The organism is Bacillus sp. PK3_68 (genome assembly GCF_003600835.1).
Classification (GTDB): Bacteria; Bacillota; Bacilli; order Bacillales; family Domibacillaceae; genus Pseudobacillus.
The window spans coordinates 2211411-2228751 of the sequence record NZ_NQYC01000001.1 but is presented as its reverse complement, the minus strand read 5'-3'; the positions used below and the strand labels follow the sequence as shown (position 1 = coordinate 2228751).

The 17341-nt window shown below is 40.9% G+C and carries 18 protein-coding genes; 10 read left to right on the top strand and 8 right to left on the bottom strand.

The window, feature by feature from the left end; all coding sequences use genetic code 11:
• Nucleotides 1-3: 3 nt before the first annotated feature.
• Both CJ483_RS11480 and CJ483_RS11475 read right to left on the bottom strand, forming a co-directional pair.
• Nucleotides 4-720, bottom strand: a complete 717-nt coding sequence (locus CJ483_RS11480; protein ID WP_120035058.1) for a YARHG domain-containing protein — start codon at nucleotides 718-720, stop codon at nucleotides 4-6.
• Between the two features lie 65 nt (nucleotides 721-785).
• Nucleotides 786-1073, bottom strand: a complete 288-nt coding sequence (locus CJ483_RS11475) for a hypothetical protein (RefSeq protein WP_120035056.1) — start codon at nucleotides 1071-1073, stop codon at nucleotides 786-788.
• A 479-nt stretch (nucleotides 1074-1552) separates the two neighbouring features.
• Between CJ483_RS11475 and CJ483_RS11470 the strand changes: the two genes are divergently transcribed.
• Both CJ483_RS11470 and CJ483_RS11465 read left to right on the top strand, forming a co-directional pair.
• Nucleotides 1553-2944, top strand: coding sequence for an O-antigen ligase family protein (locus CJ483_RS11470; protein ID WP_120035054.1), 1392 nt, complete (start codon nucleotides 1553-1555; stop codon nucleotides 2942-2944).
• A 277-nt stretch (nucleotides 2945-3221) separates the two neighbouring features.
• A complete protein-coding gene (locus CJ483_RS11465; protein WP_120035052.1) occupies nucleotides 3222-4058 on the top strand; it encodes a YihY/virulence factor BrkB family protein in 837 nt (278 codons plus the stop codon).
• Nucleotides 4059-4108: 50 nt separating this feature from the next.
• Here the strand turns inward: CJ483_RS11465 and CJ483_RS11460 are convergent, their stop codons facing one another.
• A complete protein-coding gene (locus CJ483_RS11460) occupies nucleotides 4109-5089 on the bottom strand; it encodes an S-layer homology domain-containing protein (protein ID WP_120035050.1) in 981 nt (326 codons plus the stop codon).
• 334 nt (nucleotides 5090-5423) lie between these two features.
• On the opposite strand from CJ483_RS11460, the gene CJ483_RS11455 reads away from it, so the two are divergent.
• Complete coding sequence (locus CJ483_RS11455) at nucleotides 5424-7577, top strand: 5'-nucleotidase C-terminal domain-containing protein (protein ID WP_120035048.1); 2154 nt, start codon at nucleotides 5424-5426, stop codon at nucleotides 7575-7577.
• A 145-nt stretch (nucleotides 7578-7722) separates the two neighbouring features.
• Here CJ483_RS11455 and CJ483_RS25060 read toward each other — a convergent pair whose 3' ends face one another.
• Complete coding sequence (locus CJ483_RS25060) at nucleotides 7723-7851, bottom strand: hypothetical protein (protein ID WP_259455832.1); 129 nt, start codon at nucleotides 7849-7851, stop codon at nucleotides 7723-7725.
• Nucleotides 7852-8080: 229 nt separating this feature from the next.
• Here CJ483_RS25060 and CJ483_RS11450 point away from each other — a divergent pair, with 229 nt between their 5' ends.
• On the top strand, nucleotides 8081-9451 hold the full coding sequence (locus CJ483_RS11450; protein ID WP_120035046.1) for an aspartate kinase: 1371 nt from the start codon (nucleotides 8081-8083) through the stop codon (nucleotides 9449-9451).
• Between the two features lie 61 nt (nucleotides 9452-9512).
• Here CJ483_RS11450 and CJ483_RS11445 read toward each other — a convergent pair whose 3' ends face one another.
• On the bottom strand, nucleotides 9513-9794 hold the full coding sequence (locus CJ483_RS11445; protein ID WP_120035044.1) for a late competence development ComFB family protein: 282 nt from the start codon (nucleotides 9792-9794) through the stop codon (nucleotides 9513-9515).
• A gap of 177 nt (nucleotides 9795-9971) precedes the next feature.
• Complete coding sequence (locus CJ483_RS24510) at nucleotides 9972-10130, bottom strand: hypothetical protein (RefSeq protein WP_182917028.1); 159 nt, start codon at nucleotides 10128-10130, stop codon at nucleotides 9972-9974.
• Nucleotides 10131-10528: 398 nt separating this feature from the next.
• On the opposite strand from CJ483_RS24510, the gene CJ483_RS11440 reads away from it, so the two are divergent.
• On the top strand, nucleotides 10529-12352 hold the full coding sequence (locus CJ483_RS11440; RefSeq protein ID WP_182917027.1) for a S8 family serine peptidase: 1824 nt from the start codon (nucleotides 10529-10531) through the stop codon (nucleotides 12350-12352).
• A gap of 27 nt (nucleotides 12353-12379) precedes the next feature.
• Here the strand turns inward: CJ483_RS11440 and CJ483_RS25055 are convergent, their stop codons facing one another.
• A complete protein-coding gene (locus CJ483_RS25055) occupies nucleotides 12380-12508 on the bottom strand; it encodes a hypothetical protein (RefSeq protein ID WP_259455620.1) in 129 nt (42 codons plus the stop codon).
• Between the two features lie 130 nt (nucleotides 12509-12638).
• Here CJ483_RS25055 and CJ483_RS11435 point away from each other — a divergent pair, with 130 nt between their 5' ends.
• From CJ483_RS11435 to CJ483_RS11420, 5 genes are all read left to right on the top strand, one after another.
• On the top strand, nucleotides 12639-13430 hold the full coding sequence (locus CJ483_RS11435; protein WP_182917026.1) for a hypothetical protein: 792 nt from the start codon (nucleotides 12639-12641) through the stop codon (nucleotides 13428-13430).
• 132 nt (nucleotides 13431-13562) lie between these two features.
• Nucleotides 13563-14423, top strand: coding sequence for a CvfB family protein (locus tag CJ483_RS11430; RefSeq protein WP_120035038.1), 861 nt, complete (start codon nucleotides 13563-13565; stop codon nucleotides 14421-14423).
• A gap of 285 nt (nucleotides 14424-14708) precedes the next feature.
• Nucleotides 14709-14834, top strand: a complete 126-nt coding sequence (locus CJ483_RS25050) for a hypothetical protein (protein ID WP_259455619.1) — start codon at nucleotides 14709-14711, stop codon at nucleotides 14832-14834.
• Nucleotides 14783-15061 (top strand): DUF2812 domain-containing protein, encoded by a 279-nt coding sequence (locus CJ483_RS25755; protein WP_120035036.1) that lies wholly within the window; start codon nucleotides 14783-14785, stop codon nucleotides 15059-15061. The genes CJ483_RS25050 and CJ483_RS25755 overlap by 52 nt, the downstream gene beginning before the upstream one ends.
• Nucleotides 14971-15255: a hypothetical protein gene (locus CJ483_RS11420; protein WP_142927226.1), complete on the top strand. Its 285-nt coding sequence runs from the start codon at nucleotides 14971-14973 to the stop codon at nucleotides 15253-15255. Before CJ483_RS25755 ends, CJ483_RS11420 begins: the two co-directional genes overlap by 91 nt.
• 113 nt (nucleotides 15256-15368) lie before the next feature.
• On the opposite strand, the gene uraA is transcribed toward CJ483_RS11420, so the two are convergent.
• Nucleotides 15369-16643: a uracil permease gene (gene uraA, locus CJ483_RS11415; protein ID WP_120035031.1), complete on the bottom strand. Its 1275-nt coding sequence runs from the start codon at nucleotides 16641-16643 to the stop codon at nucleotides 15369-15371.
• Between the last annotated feature and the right edge of the window lie 698 nt (nucleotides 16644-17341).

Below are 17341 nucleotides of genomic sequence, written 5' to 3'. Positions count from 1 at the left end.
CTCCTATTCAAATGACTTGATGAAGTCTACATTGTGCTTCTCTACAGAACTTAAGCTGCCGCCATATCCTGGGTTTGGACTGTACCAGGATTGACTGCTAAAGTAATTTTGCAAATCCTTTGAGTTAAAGATATAACCGTGTCGAGCATATATCTCATTTCTTGCGAGTCGAAGTTCGCTTTTGGATAAGCCGGATAAATCATCATAAGTTAAGTAGGCATAATCGCTATGAGGGATAAGATAGTATGAATAGCTGGCCTGTGATGACTTGGGAGCAACTTCCCTAATTACTTCTTTTACTACTGTTTTTTCCTTCACTTCTTCCTTTTCTGTTTCTTCTTCAGAATTGCCTGTGTTTAAGGTGATTTCTTTTTCTATTTTCGTCCCTGCCAGTTCAAGGACAACTTCATCTTCTGTTGAGCCAGCTGCGGATTTTTTCATTCCTTTTACTTTATAAGAACCTGCTAAAAAAGGACCGAACTCTTGTGCTTCCTTTGCCTTATCCAACACGCCGATCTCATTATCATTTAAATAAACAGTGGTTCCTTCACTAGTGCTATCTGTATGAATAAAGTACCCGGGTGTATCTACGACGTAGCGTTTGAACAAGCCATAATGCTTGCCATCTTCCCGCAAATAAAACAGGTTACTGCCCAGACCTTCGTTATGTAGAGATTCTTCAATATCCTGAACGAGTGAAGGCTCCTTATCAATCAGCATGAATAAAGCGTCTAAGCTTTCACTGCTTACCTTTATCCGAGAGTCAGCTGGAACGATCAGCTGTTTTAAAGCATTTTTGTCTTTTTTGATAAAGCGGTCTTGAACTGTTCAATGACTGCTTCTTCACTATACTTTTTATTGAGCATTTGGTAGCCGGTAAATAGAATGATTAATAAAATGGCAACTGAGGCCAGCAAAAGGGGGATTTTCTTTTTCGACGAGTTTCCTCTTTTGCTATTTGCTTCCTCGCGGCCGGTAGTGCGTGAAGATTGGGTATCTAGAGAAGTTCCACATTTGGAACAGAATACTCCGTCTGCTTCATTTGTATGCCCGCAAGCACCACACTTTCTCATTTTCTTCCCCTCCGATTGTCATGATAGATTTATACTACTAAATTATAGAAAAACTTACAATTGCCTCTTGTAAACTGAATGATTTTCCTGTGGCATGTTAGGGAAATAAAGGGGGGAATGGTTGCTGTAAAGGACAAAAAGCGACGTAAAAGAGCAACGGGCGATTCTCTGCCTCCTTATCTTAAAATATGATAGAGAAAGGATGTTTAAAACGTGAAAGTTATCATATGAAATAGATAGTATGGAAGAGAAAAAGATGATAGAATACAAAGGCGGCAATTAAATTTGGGCTCAAATTTTGCGAAAGATTATTTCGTTTTTGTGATATAATGGAAAAGGTGCTTTTTGTACATAGGCCGGGCCGTTAAGGCTTTATTGTCTGGTTTGAATGGAAACAACATAAGAAATTAGCAACGATTGACAGATTATTTTAATCGTTTATATAAAAGGAAATTGAAAGGGAAGAGGAACAGATCAACATGCTGAATCAGAAGACATTTTTGCTGCTGCTTATATTTTTAGTGTTGCAGCCGGTTATTGACGTAATGACTACGGCATCTCTCATGATTTTAAATGTGAATCTTACGGTTGGTGTCATCGTTCGCGTACTTTATATGGCGGTAATTTTGTTAATATTACTGAAATTGGCTTTTTCAAGCCGGCTTGCAAAAAAGTACATTTTTTATTTAATTGGACTAGCCGTTGTCATCGGGATCAATATTGCAGTTAACATGAACTTAAAGGATCCATACTTTTTATTTAAAGAATTAAAATTCTACAATAAGGTCATTTACTTTCCAATCTTATTTTTAGGCTTTAATATGTTGTATTTACAGCTGAAAAAGCAACGTGTGCCATTGATAGAGAAAACAACAGCATACTTCTTATATTCTTCCATTATTATCAGTGCCGTGTTCATTGTATCCTTTCTGACTGGTACGAGCTTATCCAACTACTCCCATACAAAAATCGGTTTTACTGGATGGTTTTTTGCCGGAAATGAAATTGGTGCCATCATGGCCATTATTTTACCAGTGACCGCAGTTTATGCGATCGAGAAAACGAAATCTTTTAAAACGAGTTATTACTGGATTCCCTTTATCTTACTGTCCATTTCTATGCTGTTTCTCGGTACGAAAGTAGGCTATGGGGGAATCGTCATTGTCCTAATCGCTGCGTGTATCTCTCTTTTGATTATTTACTTAACGAAGGAACGGACGAAAAAAACGAGGGCAAATATGCTAGTTTCTCTTCTTCTTCTTGCTGCACTAGCGGTTTCTACTCCGTTTACACCTGTTTTTAATAATATGTATGCTCACCTTGGCATTCTGAACATTGATATAAACAAAGAGGAACCGAAGAAGGAAGTGACAGAAGAGCCTGAAGAGGAGCCAGAAGATACACAGCAAGAGCCAACGATTACTGAGGAACAGCTCCAAAACCTTGTATTCAGCAGTCGGGAGAAATACTTAGCCGATTTTAAGCAGGATTTTGCAGAAGCGCCCGTCCTGCAGAAAATGTTTGGTATGGGCTTTGCCGGAAACTATGAAATGCCGGAACCAGGGAAAGAGCCTAAGATGATAGAGATGGATTTTTACGATCTCTTCTTCTCACTCGGCATTATCGGCTTTTTATATCTTATTGCCCCACTATTATATTATGCTGTTCGCTTTATCATTTACTTCGTTTCCCAAATACGAGAAACGTTCACCATCCCTTATGTTATGTATGGCGTCGGCTTTATTTTAGCGCTAGGCATTGCCACAACAGCGGGACATGTGCTGACAGCACCAGCGGTCTCTATTTATGTTGCTGCACTGATGTCCATGCTGATGGTGCACAGCGGAACGATTGATGACCAGCCAAGATAATATATGAACGGAACTAATAAAAGAGCAGAGAGAATTTCTCTGCTCTTTTTATATTCTTTCATACTTAGTGGTGGAGCTTACGGTAAACATCGGAGCTAAAAGAACAAAATACTTAAATGTATGTGGGAGCTATACGTGGACTCTTCTTGTATGCTTCTAAGTAAATTCAATCACATAGCCGTTAGTTCAGTTAATTTCCGGGATATACTAATTTAAATAAGAGATTTGACTAGAGAAGAGTTGTTGTTAAGAAAGTGCAAGCGGGGGAGATGAATCCATGCGTTTTATAAGGTTCGTAAAGCGGATAGGCATTCGCTTTTTTACTGAACAGTTTTTTGACCATGCAGCTCAGACAGCTTATTATTTATTGCTGTCCATCGTACCTTTTCTAATTTTCATGCTTTCATTAGTGAGCTTTCTTCCTATCAAGGAAAACGACATACTCAGTGTTATACGTCCTTATGCGCCGGCTAACACATATGCTCTCATTCATGAAAATGTGGAAGCGATTTTGCAAAAAGGAAAAGGTCAATTAATCTCTTTGAGCTTCTTTTCTACATTTTGGCTGTCTTCCATGGCTATTCAATCGCTAGTTCGCTCATTAAATGAAGCGTATCGAATCAAACGTCCTCTTCGTTTTTTAAAAGGGGTGATACGAGATCTAGGAGTTACGCTTATTTTTATGTTTCTTGTTCCGCTCTCCCTGCTTATTCCCTTGGCTGAGCATTTGCTTCATTTGTTGATATCAGCAGAGGTGATCGGTACGATTGAAACCGCGAGCCCTTTTCTTAAAACCTGGACAGCGATCAAATGGGGGCTCGGAACATTATTTTTATTTGGCTTTTTTATTTTGTTTTACAAAATTTTGCCAAGCGGCAAGCAAAAGTTGAAATCCGTGATTCCGGGCGCTGTCTTTGCCGGGATCAGCTGGCAGGCTATGTCTGTTATCTTCGGTGAATATGCCGGTGCAGTCAACTACACGCGTATTTATGGGCAGCTTGCTGGAGTGATCATCCTTACACTGTGGTTTTATCTTACTGCCATTGTCCTTCTAATAGGCGGGCTTATCAATGCCGAACGAGAACGGGGAGTGACTCCTATCCCTCCGGACTGACAGGCTGTAAAAAAGAAAAAGCAGGATCCTTAATGGATCCTGCTTTTTGATTACTGATAGTATTTCCAAGAATGCTCATAGCCGAGAGAGATATCTTTCAAGCTGACTTTGTTTTTTATCTCGCTTGTTGAGAAATAGAAGGTAACGGCTTTTTTCTGGTTAGCGCCGATAGTTACATTCTTGAACTCTCTAGCTGTGCTTGTTTTGGCAACGAGCGTTCTGCCTGCATAAAGTTCATATTTTCCTTTAATGTTAAATGCTGACTGACGAGTATTGTTATACATGATCAGATTCATTTTCAAACGGCCGTCTGATAAATATTGTACGCTTTGAACGTCTACTTGAACGCCGGTACGGAAACGCGGTTCAAGAGCACGAGCGACAAAGACGGAAAACTCTGTGCGGTTAAGCGTCTTATTTGGCATGAAGTAGCCATTGCTGCCGCCAGCAATTCCAGCACTGCCAAGAGTAGCAATATATTTGTAGAATGGATCACTGCTTTTCACATCTTTAAAGGAAACTAGGTAAGAATAGTCAAACCCAAAGCCTTCTGTGATGATTTTAGCCATATGGGAGCGTTTTAACTTGCCGCTCGGGTTAAAATATTTCGCCTTGCTGAAAACACCGTATTTTGTTAAAACAGCAATTTCATCATAGGCAGGATGAGTAACAGGAATATCTCTAAATCCCGGATTTGGAGCAGATTCTTTATCCACGCCAAGTGCTTTTGCTAAAATGATTGCCGCATGTTCGCGTTTAATCGGATCATTCACACCAAATTTCCCATTTTTATAGCCGGAAATAATCCCATTTTGAACAAGGTAGTCAATAGAATCCTTAGCCCAGAAATTTTTCGGCACATCGCTAAATGATGCTGCTTTCGTTGCGTTTGCCGCTGTCGCATGGCTATCCATCGAAGTCTTGCCTTCTGAACTTCCTTCCAGGCTTGCGGACGATGCCGCACTTACAGACGGCACTAAAAGAGTTAGTGACAATAAGGAAGCCACTAAAAGTTTTGTTACTTTTCTCACTTGATACACCCCATTTACGTATAATCTGTCTAGTCACATACATATTTTAGCAAAACAGTAAATATTTTAATATCTTATTTTGCAAAATGAGCAGATAACACTAGGTTAATAGGTTGCAGACAAATATATGAATAAGATAACAAGGAAAAAAGATGTTTTTTTTTGATTTATGATCCTTCAAACGCAAACGTAGGGTCTAAATACCTGGTTAAATTATCATAGTTTATAGTAGAGTAATCATCTAATTAAAGTTTTATCCTTAATAGGTTGCTTTTTTTCAGAAAACTACTAATCTTTTAATATAGGTTTCTTTCCATAAAAGGAGGAGTAGAATTTGGGAAAAAGACATGCATCATCTCAAAAGTTCCTAGCTTTAACAGCAACAGCTGCTATCGTGGTGCCGGCAGTAAGCCCTATTGGGGTTTCAGCCGAAAATAGTTCCTTTAAGGATGTGCCTGCTAGATATGCGGAAGCAGTATCCTATTTAACAGACAAGGGAATTACAGAGGGATTAACTGCTAGTCAGTTTGGCACCGATGTTTCAATTTCTCGTGTGGATGCAGCGATTCAGCTGGCTCTAGCTTTAGGTATCGATCCAAAGGGTACATATAAAAATGCTGGATTTACAGATGTGCCAAAACGAGGTCAGTGGGCAGTCAATGCACTCGCTGAGAAGGGGATTGTAGCTGGGAAAAAAGCTGGTACATTTGGTGCAGCTGCTCCTATTACCCGTAATGAGACAGCCCGTCTGCTCGCTTTAGCTTACAACCTTAACATTGATGAGAGCGTCACAAAAACCTCATTCACTGATGTAAACAGCAAATGGGCTAAGTATGTGGATGTCCTTATTAAGAGCGGAGTAACAAAAGGAAAAACGAGCAGCCGCTTCGGGGCAGATGATCATTTAAAGCGCGGAGAGTGGGCACTATTCCTCCATCGCTTGTCTGAAAAGCCTGCTAAAGAATTTGATTTAACAGTTATGCATGGCAATGATACACATGCACACATCGAAAATATAGCTAGAAAAGTAACCGCTATTAAGGAAGTGCGGAATGCTAAGCCGAATGCTTTGTTGTTAGACGCTGGCGATGTGTTCTCCGGCACCCTTTATTTTAACGAGTATTTAGGTCAGGCTGACTTAGAATTTATGAATTTAGTCGACTACGATGCCATGACATTCGGCAACCATGAGTTTGATTTAGGCACAAAGCCGCTCGCTAACTTTATTGCTAAGGCGAAGTTTCCCTTTGTAAGTGCAAACGTCAACTTTACGAGCGATGAAAATGTTAAAGGATTTGTTAAAGGCGGGATATCCGCTCTTCCGGATAATGGAAAAGTGTACGATGGTATTATCAAAGAGGTGGATGGGGAAAAGATCGGTATTTTTGGCTTAACAACAGCAGAAACGGTCGATATTTCTAGCCCTGGTGCAGGGGTTGCATTTGAAGATTATTTAGAAAGATCGAAAGAGACCGTTGCCGCATTTGAAAAGCAAGGAGTCAATAAAATTATCGCTTTAACGCATATTGGCTTTAAAGATGGGGGCGGCGATAATGATGTGACGCTGGCGAAAGAAGTGGAAGGCATTGACGTTATTGTTGGCGGCCATTCTCATGATCTGCTTGAAGAGCCTGTATTGGAATCAACAGGAAAAGAGCCGACGGTTATTGTCCAAGCAAATGAATACAATAAATATTTAGGCACATTGGATGTCAAGTTTGATGAAAACGGGAAAGTCATTGGGCATGCTGGCAAATTGATTGAAATTGACGCAAAGCAGGAAGATGGCACCTACGTACTCAAAGATGATGCGGAAGCAGCAGGAATTCTAGCCAAATATAAACCGGCAATTGATGAAAAGAAAAAGACAGTCGTTGGTAAAACAACGGTTGCTTTAAACGGTGAACGTGCCGATGCTCGGACGAAAGAAACCAATCTGGGCAATCTAGTTACAGATAGCATGCTCGAAAAAGCAAGAACGATTAATAAAGATACCGTTATTGCTGTGCAAAACGGCGGTGGCATCCGTGCTTCTATTGATGAAGGCGACATCACGCTTGATGAAGTACTGACAGTTATGCCGTTTGGCAATTCGCTTGCCATCATGAATTTGACGGGAGCAGAAATTCGTGCCGCTCTTGAACACAGCGTTAAAGAAGCGCCAGCACAGTTCGGCGGCTTTTTGCAAATGTCTGGATTAAAATTTACTTATGACAGCAGCAAACCGGTCGGTGAACGGGTGCAAACAGCAGAAGTGAAAACAGCTGAAGGCTATGTGCCGCTTGCTGACAATGAATCATACGTCGTGGCGACAAACACGTTTACAGCTAAAGGCGGAGACGGCTACGAAATGTTTGGCAAAGCATATGAAGAAGGCCGTGTCAGCGAACCGGGCTTTGTCGATTGGGAAATGTTCAGAGATTATCTCCAAGCACATCCAAATATCACACCGGGATTAGAAAATCGAATAACAGATAGTAACCAATAAAACAAAAGCGCCGGGGACATTCCTCGGCGCTTTCAAGTAACAAAATATTCTTGGCAAAAATTGTGTGATAGCAGACGGATGGCGTTCGGTTTAATCAGATCAAGCCGTGGGGAATATTTTGTTTTCCAGCACTATATAGGCACATTTATTTTGCCATTGACTTAATTTGATTCATCAGTTTACTTCGGGATTTTTCATTTCTGAGAAGGTAGGCCGCGCCAAGAGCGAGAGCAGTCATGGCTGCTTTATTGCCTCTAGATTTATTTTTTTTCATATTAGTGTGCATTCTCCTTTTATGACAGTTTTGCAGCAATACTAGCGTACATGTAATAGATATTCCCTAAATTAAATGAAATAAACAAGCGGGACATGGGAGAGGACTGTTAATTGCTTGAGCAAATATCAGATTATTTCTTCTTTTTTAATGCAGACAGTGGTATAATCTTTCAAATAAAACTTTTTCCATCATGAAAATCTAACAGCGATTAAGGAGTGAAGTGGGAATGAAGGTATGTAAATTTGGGGGGACTTCCGTAGCGAGTGCAGCACAGATCAAGAAGGTTGCTGCCATTATTAAAGAAGACGCTGCGCGAAAAATTGTAGTTGTTTCCGCCCCAGGTAAACGTTTTGATGACGATATTAAAGTAACCGACCTGCTGATCAGCCTGGCAGAAGCTTCCCTTTCTGAAAAGGATGCGGAGCAAGAATTACAGGCGGTCGTAGAACGGTATGCAGATATAGCAGCCGAGCTCGGTCTGGATAACGAAATTGTTGAAGTAATTGAGCAAGACTTGCGTGACCGTGTAAAACAAAGCAAAGAAAACCGGGATTTATTCGTTGATCAATTGAAGGCGAGCGGAGAAGATAATAATGCCAAGTTAATTGCTGCTTATTTCTCAAGCATCGGCCTGGAAGCTGAATATGTTAACCCGAAGGAAGCGGGCTTAATTGTCAGCGATGAACCTGGACGAGCCCGTGCTTTGCCTGAGGCATATGAGAATTTGCGTAATTTGCGCGATCGCAAAGGGATTGTTGTTTTTCCAGGATTTTTTGGCTACTCGAAGAATGGAATCATGATGACGTTTGCCCGCGGAGGCTCTGATATTACCGGTTCCATTTTAGCAGCAGCTATCCGTGCGGAGCTTTATGAAAACTTTACAGATGTAGATTCAGTTTTTGCTGCTAATCCAAAGATTGTTGACCATCCGGTCGAGATTAAACGGATGACTTACCGGGAAATGCGAGAGCTATCTTATGCTGGATTCTCTGTTTTTCATGATGAAGCGTTAATGCCAGCATTCCAGCATTCTGTTCCAGTCTGTATAAAAAATACAAACAATCCTTCTGCGGAAGGAACGATGATTGTAGCTGAGCGTGAATATTCAAACAGTCCAGTTATTGGAATCGCTGCAGATGGTGGATTTTCTACCATTTATGTCAGCAAGTATTTAATGAACCGCGAACTTGGTTTTGGCCGACGCCTGCTTCAAATCTTGGAGGAAGAAGAAATCTCCTATGAGCATACTCCCTCAGGAATTGACGATCTGTCAGTTATTGTTCGCAGCCACCAACTCACTCCAGCAAAAGAAGAACGAATCATCAAAAAGTGCCGCGAAGAATTAAACGTGGATGATGTTCATATTGAACATAATTTTGCTATGGTTGTTCTTGTTGGTGAAGGGATGAACAATACGAAAGGCTTAACAGCAAGAGCGACAACTGCTATTTCGCAAGCTGGAGCAAATATTGAAATGATTAACCAAGGTTCATCTGAAGTCAGCCTTGTTTTTGGCATTAAGGAAGAAGAGACGAATAACGTCTTAAAAGCCTTGTACAAAGAGTTTTTTAGCACAACAGCTGTTCTCGGCGTCTAACAAAAAAACCCGTCCTTTTGGGCGGTTTTTTGTTTGAAAATATTTCATTTTAACCCATAGGCTATTCTTCTGGGATGGTACAGCGTTTATTGGCAGAGACAACAGCCGCCGCCTGGGCAACAGCCGCTACTATATTGGCATGATCTTGTGTGTTAATCATATAATTAGCTTTTACTAACGGTTGTCGTTTGTCGTCGACGATATACCTTGAAGGCACCTTATTTAGAGAAAGCGCTAAGATATCTTCCTGGCACTTTTGGCATTTACAGGAAAGATGCAAATGATCGAGTTGATCCGAGAGGATTCCTCTTATAATATCCTCCATTACGTTATGCAGGGCCATACGTACTCCTCCAATCTTTCCTAATTATACCACTTTGTCTCAAAAAGATTAACTGCAATCTACTGACAAACCATTTTACTAAGTGAAAGGGAAAGCAAACATTGGAAAAGAAATAAAAAACTCGAAAAGTACTTTTGTACTTTCCGAGTTTGCCGTTCAACTACCTAATTTTTAGTTTTAGCCGGAGATTTTCCCCAGAATGCTGTTATGATTCATACGCACACGATGCGCATTTTGATAGGATTTACGTAGCTGTTGCGTTTCCAATCTTTCTTTGATCTTTGGCAGCATGATCGCTACTACTAATCCATAAGTCAATAATTTTTTTGCGTTCATCTTTCTTCATCTCCGTTCTTAAAAGTTCGTCTAATCCTATTTACCCAACGACCATCAAATAGAAACGTTCATCTTCTTTTGCTGTATGTAACAAAGGGGCAAAATGCTTTAAAAAAGCGGGTAGAAGCCAGTGAAACTACATTCCTTTCTATTATAACATAAACAGGAAGAAATTAAACGAAAACGAAAACAGCAGCACAGCTCTGAAAAGTTAGCGGCGTTATGTTTGATCAGTTGCCTGTTTATCAGGCTTTTCACTAGCTTGTGTCCGCCTGTGCCTTCGCTTCACCGTTTATTGTCATAAAAATTAGATAGACGCCAGGGGATAAAAAAACTATAATATTCCCGTTAGCAAAGGAATACATTAGCACTTTATGAATGAAATGGGAGGAAGCAGGATGGGGATCAGATCAAGGTTGCGACAGGCAGCCGTAGTTAGCACGGCTGCTTTGGTGACAGCGTGTACTATATTTACAACAGGAACAGATCAGGTAAAAGCTGCTGAGCCATCGCAGCCAGTGGAGGAGAAATTTCAGGGGGATTATGCAAAAGGAGAACTGATCATTCAGTTTAATCGTGCGCTGGAGAAAGCGGAACGGCAAGCGATTTATACAAGATATGGTTTATCCGAAGAAGATAGCCTGCAGCATGGTCTTTTTGTCCATGCATCGATTAAGAAAAAACAAGAGCTGTCAACAGTAGCAGCTGAGTTAATGAAGGAAGAGGCAGTTAAACAAGTAGAGCCCAATTATCAGCTTACTAATACATTTAAGCCAAGCGATTCTTATTATAATCGCCAATGGTTTCATTCAAAGATTAACGCACCGAAAGCATGGGACCGAACACGCGGCAGCTCCCAAGTTACGGTCGCAGTTATTGACGGAGGAATGGATACGCGTCATGTTGAGTTTAAAAGTCGTCTTGTGAATCCGTATAACGCAGTAACTGGCCGTACCGCTTTGCCGTTTGATAACCATGGCACACACGTTGCAGGGATTATTGGGGCGGCTATGAATGGCTCGGGTGTAACGGGTGTCGCTCCAGGGGTAAAGATTATGCCAATTAATGTATTTCAAGGAGAGTATGCAGATAGTTATACGATTGCTGAAGCGATGATATATGCAGTGGATAAAGGAGCTGACATTCTTAATTTAAGTCTGGGAAGCTATTCGTATAGCAATGTTATAGAATATGCGGCAAACTATGCTATCAATAAAGGTGCAATGGTTGTTGCAGCTGCCGGAAATGAGGATACCAGTTTGCCATTTTACCCAGCTGCTTTGTCTAACGTTATTAGCGTCAGTGCGACCAGCTCGTTGGATAAAATCGCTGACTTTTCTAATTTTGGTCGCTATATTAATCTATCAGCGCCAGGGGAAGGCATTTTATCAACGACGGTCAATAACTCCTATAGCTATATGGATGGCACTTCTATGGCAGCTCCGGTTGTTTCAGGAACGTCCGCACTCGTTTTGTCAAAAAATCCTTTTTTATCTCCGCAGCAGGTCACACGGATTTTATACAAGTCATCTGTAGATCTAGGAACGAAATCATGGGATTCTTTTTATGGGAATGGTCGCGTTGATGCATATAAGGCGCTTGCAGCAACACCTGAACCGATGGGAAGCATTTCACTTAATACAACGGAATTTAAAGTCACCGGCAGCAATAATCTTAGAGCTGGACTTTCTGTGAGCGGTAGCATGAGAGGAACGGTGTATGTAGAAGGTGCAAATGGAAAAAATGTCCGCACGCTTATAAGCGGAGCAGCACCGCAAAAAGGCGGCTTTGTTGCCTATTGGAATGGAAAGCTGGCAGACGGTACCATAGCACCGGCGGGAAAATATTCCATTGTGTTCCGGACATTCGATAATCATCAATCTTTAACGAAGAAAGCAGCAGTTAAATTGATCCATAACTTGCCGCCTTCTATTAAGGCAGAAGCCGTTAATGAAGCTTCCTCAGCTTCTCAAACAAATGTAAATATCAAATTTACCATTAATAAAAGCTTGTTTGTCACGGCGGCTGTCTACAATAATAAAGGACAACTAGTCAAAACGTTGTTGAATAAAAAGGCGTTGCCGGCCCGAAGTCACCGTCTTTCCTGGAATGGGACAAATGAAAATGTAAAGAGAATGCCTGAGGGCACTTATAAACTGGTTATCACTGGCAGGGACTTGCAGAACAATCAGGTAACAGAAGAAACTCCTATTAATTTGTAAAAAACTCCAGGCGTCTGCCTGGAGTTTTTATCTTTGAGTAGGCATAACCCGGGCGGCTTTGCGTTTATCCAGCATTTTCTTAACGATAGGATAGAGAATCGGTCCATATTTAATAGCTAGCCTGATTAAAGAAGATAAGCCTCTTTTTTTACTCATTGTGTTTACCACCTTTTTTAGAGCGTTAATTATAATTTAACTTCCCCTTTTTTAAATTTATTAAACGATACGGACGAGCTACTTTTTACATGTTATAATTAAAGGGATATTTTACTAGAAAAGGGGAAAAATGATGAAAAAAATAGCGTGTCTCTTAATGGCAGTTGCAATGATTTGTTCATCCGCTATCACGTTGCCTTTCTCAAAAGCGGATGCCGCCGTTATTTGGGATGGGACAGAATTAAAACAAGGGACGATCGGCAAAGTAACTATCTTAAAAGATACCCCTTTATTTACACGATCAAAGGGGAAAATTGTAAAAGTAAAAACGTTGAAAAAAGGCCAGACAGCAAGCGTATTTGCAGTCACAAAAGGGTATTATCATCTTTATAAAAAAACATTTATTAAGAAAAATTCCTATGCTAAATTTACACCTGTTCCAAAAGATGTGCAGTATGAATTAAACAAAGAATATCGAACAGTGTATTACGGGTTAAAGCTTAATAAAAAACATCGATATACGTATTATGATGTAGAGAATGGGAAGGAAAATTGGGCATACAAAGGAACAGCATACGGCTGGGATGTTTGGACAGTGAACGGGGACAATGGGTATGCTTATAGAGAGAATAAAGAGTGGATGCGCTTAGGTGTGGCCAATTCTGATTTCATCTTTTTGAATATTAAGCTGCCGCTAAAAAAAGGAAGCTACTGGAAGGATGATCTTTACGGCGTTCATCATCGTGTCCTATCAGTCAATAAAACAGTTAAGACACCAGCAGGCACTTTCCAACATGTCATTGAGATCAAGGATTCGGAAAACTTCTACTACTATTTTGCTCCGAACGTCGGTCTCATTCTCACAGTAGATAACAACGGAAAATCACCAAAGCGAGTATTTGAACTGCAAAAAATAAATTAATTTGTAAAAAACTTCATTCTCTGGAATGAAGTTTTTTTACAGAAACGATGCGCCTGCCCAAAAGCCTGTTATAATTAAAGCCGAAACGGGAAAATTGTTAATAAATATAAGTGAAAGAAGGATTTACCCTATATGTATAATTTACAAGCTGGCACGATTGTCACATTGGATGTGAAAAATGAAGCGCCATTTGGCTGGTTTCTGACAGACGGAGAAGAAACAGTTTTGCTGCATCATTCGGAGATACAAGAAGGATTTGACCCCGATGAACCGGTGAAAGTTTTTCTTTTCCAAGATCATCAGGGACGACTTGCGGCAACGATGAAGATGCCGATGATTACACAAGATACGTATGAATGGGTAGAAGTTGTTGGTGTAGAGGAAAAGCTCGGTGTGTTCGTTTCGATCGGCATTACAAAAGATATACTCGTGTCGGAAGATGACTTGCCGTTCCTATATTCCGTGCGGCCAATTGTTGGAGACCGACTTTATTGCACGTTGAGGCTTGATAAGAGAGGCCGTCTATTTGCCAAGCCGGCTACAGAAGAGGTAATGGCTAAACAGTTTACCAAAGCTTCTAAGAAAGATTTTAATAAGGATATAACGGGCATTGTTTATCGTGCAACGAAGGTGGGCACATTTATTATTACAGCAGAAGGCTATCGCGGATTCATTCATGAGTCTCAGCGGCAAGAAGAGCCGCGGCTCGGACAGAAGGTAGATGGGCGTATTATCGATGTAAAAGAGGATGGCTCTGTTAATGTGTCTCTTATTGGACGAAAGCAGGAAGTTCAACAAGACGACGCTGAAAAAGTATACGCATACTTACTGCAAAGAGGCGGTTCTATGCCTTATAGCGATAAGAGCTTCCCGGAAGAAATTGAAAAGCGTTTTTCGATGAGTAAAGGTGCTTTTAAGCGGGCTCTTGGCAAGCTGATGAAAGAAAAGAAAGTGTACCAGGAAGAAGGATGGACATATCAAGTAAAGGAATAACAGTTGGGGCTGCCGGGAACTTTCCGGCAGCTTATTTTTATTGACAAATCATTTGGAGATATTTGTTATATCATTATATGATATATCGGTAATGGATATAATGAAGTCTATGCGATTGAACAATCACGGGACTCATTACTTTGCTGGAATTCACACATAGTAGGCGAAAAATCTATAAAGCTACCGAAAAGGGCAAAAATAAGCTCTGCAATGAAGTAAGCAGGCGAAGTCATACGGTTCAACAAGGCGAGCTGTCATTCCAACTGTTAGAGGAGGGGAAGGAAAATGAAAAAACAGAAGGACAAGCGTTATATTTCATCAGGCGGCTTGGCATTCTCTGAAGGAAAAAATATGAAAAAATTAAGCAAGCTGCCAAAAAAGGGTGGATCCTTCAATCTTTTGCACCGTTAGGTTATACGCTTCGAAAAAGCAATCCTCGCCACCTCATCTATAGTCTTGACTATCAAGACGTTCCTATAGAGGAGATGGAGGGTTACTATGCTATTTTAGAGCAGGCGGATGGAATCCTGTTTGTTCAGCAAGAGGCATGCACATTTTTTCTGCTGTTCCGGGAACGAGGCCCATTTATACAGGCCGGTCAACGATTGTTGAAAAATACAAGCGAGCTAAAGGGATAATTAGCAAAGTGACTGTATTTCTTCTAGCCTTAACCATCCTTGTATTCTTTCTCAGTTCTATGCTCTTCTCAGACAGCACAGGAGCAATTAATGATATTGTCTATTGGATTCGTGTGCTTCCGCTCATTTTTTTATTCCCAGCGGCAGCTACCTGGCTGGCCTATCAGATTAGAATTAGCCAGCAAAAGGGATAAATGTTTGGCAAGCTGAGTCGTTTACACGCCATACCGACCAATAAAAATAGTTTACTGACTGCCCACATTTAATTCTGAAGCAAACGACCAAAAAGCAGCCCGAGGGCTGCTTTTTATTGTTCATAGTCATTTGATATTTTTAGCTTGTCAATGATGGCAAAGAACAGGCTGACAAAGATGGCGATGATAGTTGCAAGAGCCATTCCTTTCAACTCAAAGTTGCCGAATTTCAAAGTAGCGCCGCTAAGGCCAATAACGAGTACAACAGTCGTTAAAATCATGTTGGTCGCTTTGGAATAGTCTACTTTCGATTCAACGAGCATGCGCAAGCCAGATACGGCAATGCTTCCGAACAGCAGAAGCGAAAGGCCACCCATAACCGCTGTAGGAATCGTAGAAATCAAAGCGGCCAGCTTGCCGAGGAAAGACAGGATGATCGCCATCACTGCGGCCCCACCGATTACCCAGGTCGAATATACTCTCGTTAAAGCGAGGACACCGATATTCTCTCCATAGGTAGTATTCGGAGTAGAGCCAACAAAGCCAGAAATGACTGTTGAAATCCCGTTTCCAAGTAAAGAAGTGCCTAAGCCTGGTTTTTTCATTAAGTCACGGCCGACGATGTTTTGTGTAACAACAAGATGACTAATGTGCTCAGCGATAACTACAAGAGCAGCTGGCAGAATAATTGCCATGCTTGACCAATCGAATTCTGGACGGTAAAACGTTGGTAAAGCAAACCAATGAGCCTCTTTTACCGGCTGGAAATCAACGAGCCCGTAAAAGACAGCAATAATGTAGCCTGCGACGATCCCAATTAAAATGGGGATAATCCTTAGAAATCCGCGGAACATGACGTTACCAACGATCGTAATGCCAAGTGTTAGCAAGGAAACGGTAATCACATCTGCATCGGGTGTCCATTTTGCAGGATCCGCATCTCCCGAAGGAACTAACCCAGCCATGCCAGCAGCCACTGGAACAAGCTCAAGCCCAATAACAGTCACAATCGCACCCATCGCTGCTGGCGGGAAGATAACATCTACCCATTTAGTTCCAGCCACACGAATAATGAGAGCTACCAAAATAAAGACAATACCAGTGGCGATAAAGCCGCCAAGCGCCGCTCCGTAGCTCTTTGTTGAGAGCACCAAGAGCACCGGAGAAATAAACGCAAAGCTTGAACCAAGGTAAGCAGGAACCTGTCCTTTACATAGAATAAGATAAATTAATGTACCAATCCCATTCATTAACAAAATAGTTGCCGGGTTGACGCCGAACAAAATAGGCACGAGGACTGTTGACCCGAACATCGCAAATAAGTGCTGCAAACTAAGCGGGATCATCGCCGCAACCGGCGGCCGCTCATCAACTTGATAGGTACGCATAAATACCCTCCCTTTATCAAACACAAATTGTAGCTATTATACAGTAATTAACCGTTAAATTTCTATAAAAAATTAAATTATTTTTGAAAAAGTAGGAGGCTCCTTCTTGTTTTATTGTATTGCAAACAAGCCGTTTCTATGAATCATTGCAATAATAGTAAGGAAAGCAACGAGGAAATCGATATATCAAGGAAGCGTTTTAATTCTGGCGCTGTTAGAGGATCTATTTTCTCTGAGCAGCTTCCATCATTTCTATTAAAGATTTTTGTTTTTTCTGAGGAAAGTTTGTTAGAAGAGCACCGTCTTGTTTAGATGTTCTAATCCGCAGCCAGAATAGAAACGGCCCTGTATGCATGTTCGCTCCGTGGCGGGGCCATACATAAAGGACATCAAGAAAATGTAAAAATAAATGCCCTTCATTTAATTAGGGTTAACGGAAGGATGGAAGAGAATGGCCAAAGGGATGAAACGTCTGTTTCATCTCTATCATATTAAGAATATTTTTCTTTTTAGTTGAGCGGTAGAGTCCAAGTAAATAGAGAAGCGATAAAGGAAAGAAGGTAAAGAAGCGAACGAATGAATAAAAAAGACAAAAAATGTTCGTAATTTTTTAGGCTCCTTTTAAAAAAGCAATGAAAGCGTTACCAATTGAAAAATAGAAAAAAAGTTGCCAGACCGCCCCTTGATAAGTAAAGAGT

Excerpts from the sequence above, each read along its gene's own strand:
- CJ483_RS11480 (WP_120035058.1), bottom strand. The coding sequence starts at position 720 with ATGCTGATTGATAAGGAGCCTTCACTCGTTCAGGATATTGAAGAATCT.
- CJ483_RS11475 (WP_120035056.1), bottom strand. The coding sequence starts at position 1,073 with ATGAGAAAGTGTGGTGCTTGCGGGCATACAAATGAAGCAGACGGAGTA.
- CJ483_RS11470 (WP_120035054.1), top strand. The coding sequence starts at position 1,553 with ATGCTGAATCAGAAGACATTTTTGCTGCTGCTTATATTTTTAGTGTTG.
- CJ483_RS11465 (WP_120035052.1), top strand. The coding sequence starts at position 3,222 with ATGCGTTTTATAAGGTTCGTAAAGCGGATAGGCATTCGCTTTTTTACT.
- CJ483_RS25060 (WP_259455832.1), bottom strand. The coding sequence starts at position 7,851 with ATGAAAAAAAATAAATCTAGAGGCAATAAAGCAGCCATGACTGCTCTC.
- CJ483_RS11450 (WP_120035046.1), top strand. The coding sequence starts at position 8,081 with ATGAAGGTATGTAAATTTGGGGGGACTTCCGTAGCGAGTGCAGCACAG.
- CJ483_RS11445 (WP_120035044.1), bottom strand. The coding sequence starts at position 9,794 with ATGGCCCTGCATAACGTAATGGAGGATATTATAAGAGGAATCCTCTCG.
- CJ483_RS24510 (WP_182917028.1), bottom strand. The coding sequence starts at position 10,130 with ATGAACGCAAAAAAATTATTGACTTATGGATTAGTAGTAGCGATCATG.
- CJ483_RS11440 (WP_182917027.1), top strand. The coding sequence starts at position 10,529 with ATGGGGATCAGATCAAGGTTGCGACAGGCAGCCGTAGTTAGCACGGCT.
- CJ483_RS25055 (WP_259455620.1), bottom strand. The coding sequence starts at position 12,508 with ATGAGTAAAAAAAGAGGCTTATCTTCTTTAATCAGGCTAGCTATTAAA.
- CJ483_RS11435 (WP_182917026.1), top strand. The coding sequence starts at position 12,639 with ATGATGAAAAAAATAGCGTGTCTCTTAATGGCAGTTGCAATGATTTGT.
- CJ483_RS11430 (WP_120035038.1), top strand. The coding sequence starts at position 13,563 with ATGTATAATTTACAAGCTGGCACGATTGTCACATTGGATGTGAAAAAT.
- CJ483_RS25050 (WP_259455619.1), top strand. The coding sequence starts at position 14,709 with ATGAAAAAACAGAAGGACAAGCGTTATATTTCATCAGGCGGCTTGGCA.
- CJ483_RS11420 (WP_142927226.1), top strand. The coding sequence starts at position 14,971 with ATGCACATTTTTTCTGCTGTTCCGGGAACGAGGCCCATTTATACAGGC.
- uraA (WP_120035031.1), bottom strand. The coding sequence starts at position 16,643 with ATGCGTACCTATCAAGTTGATGAGCGGCCGCCGGTTGCGGCGATGATC.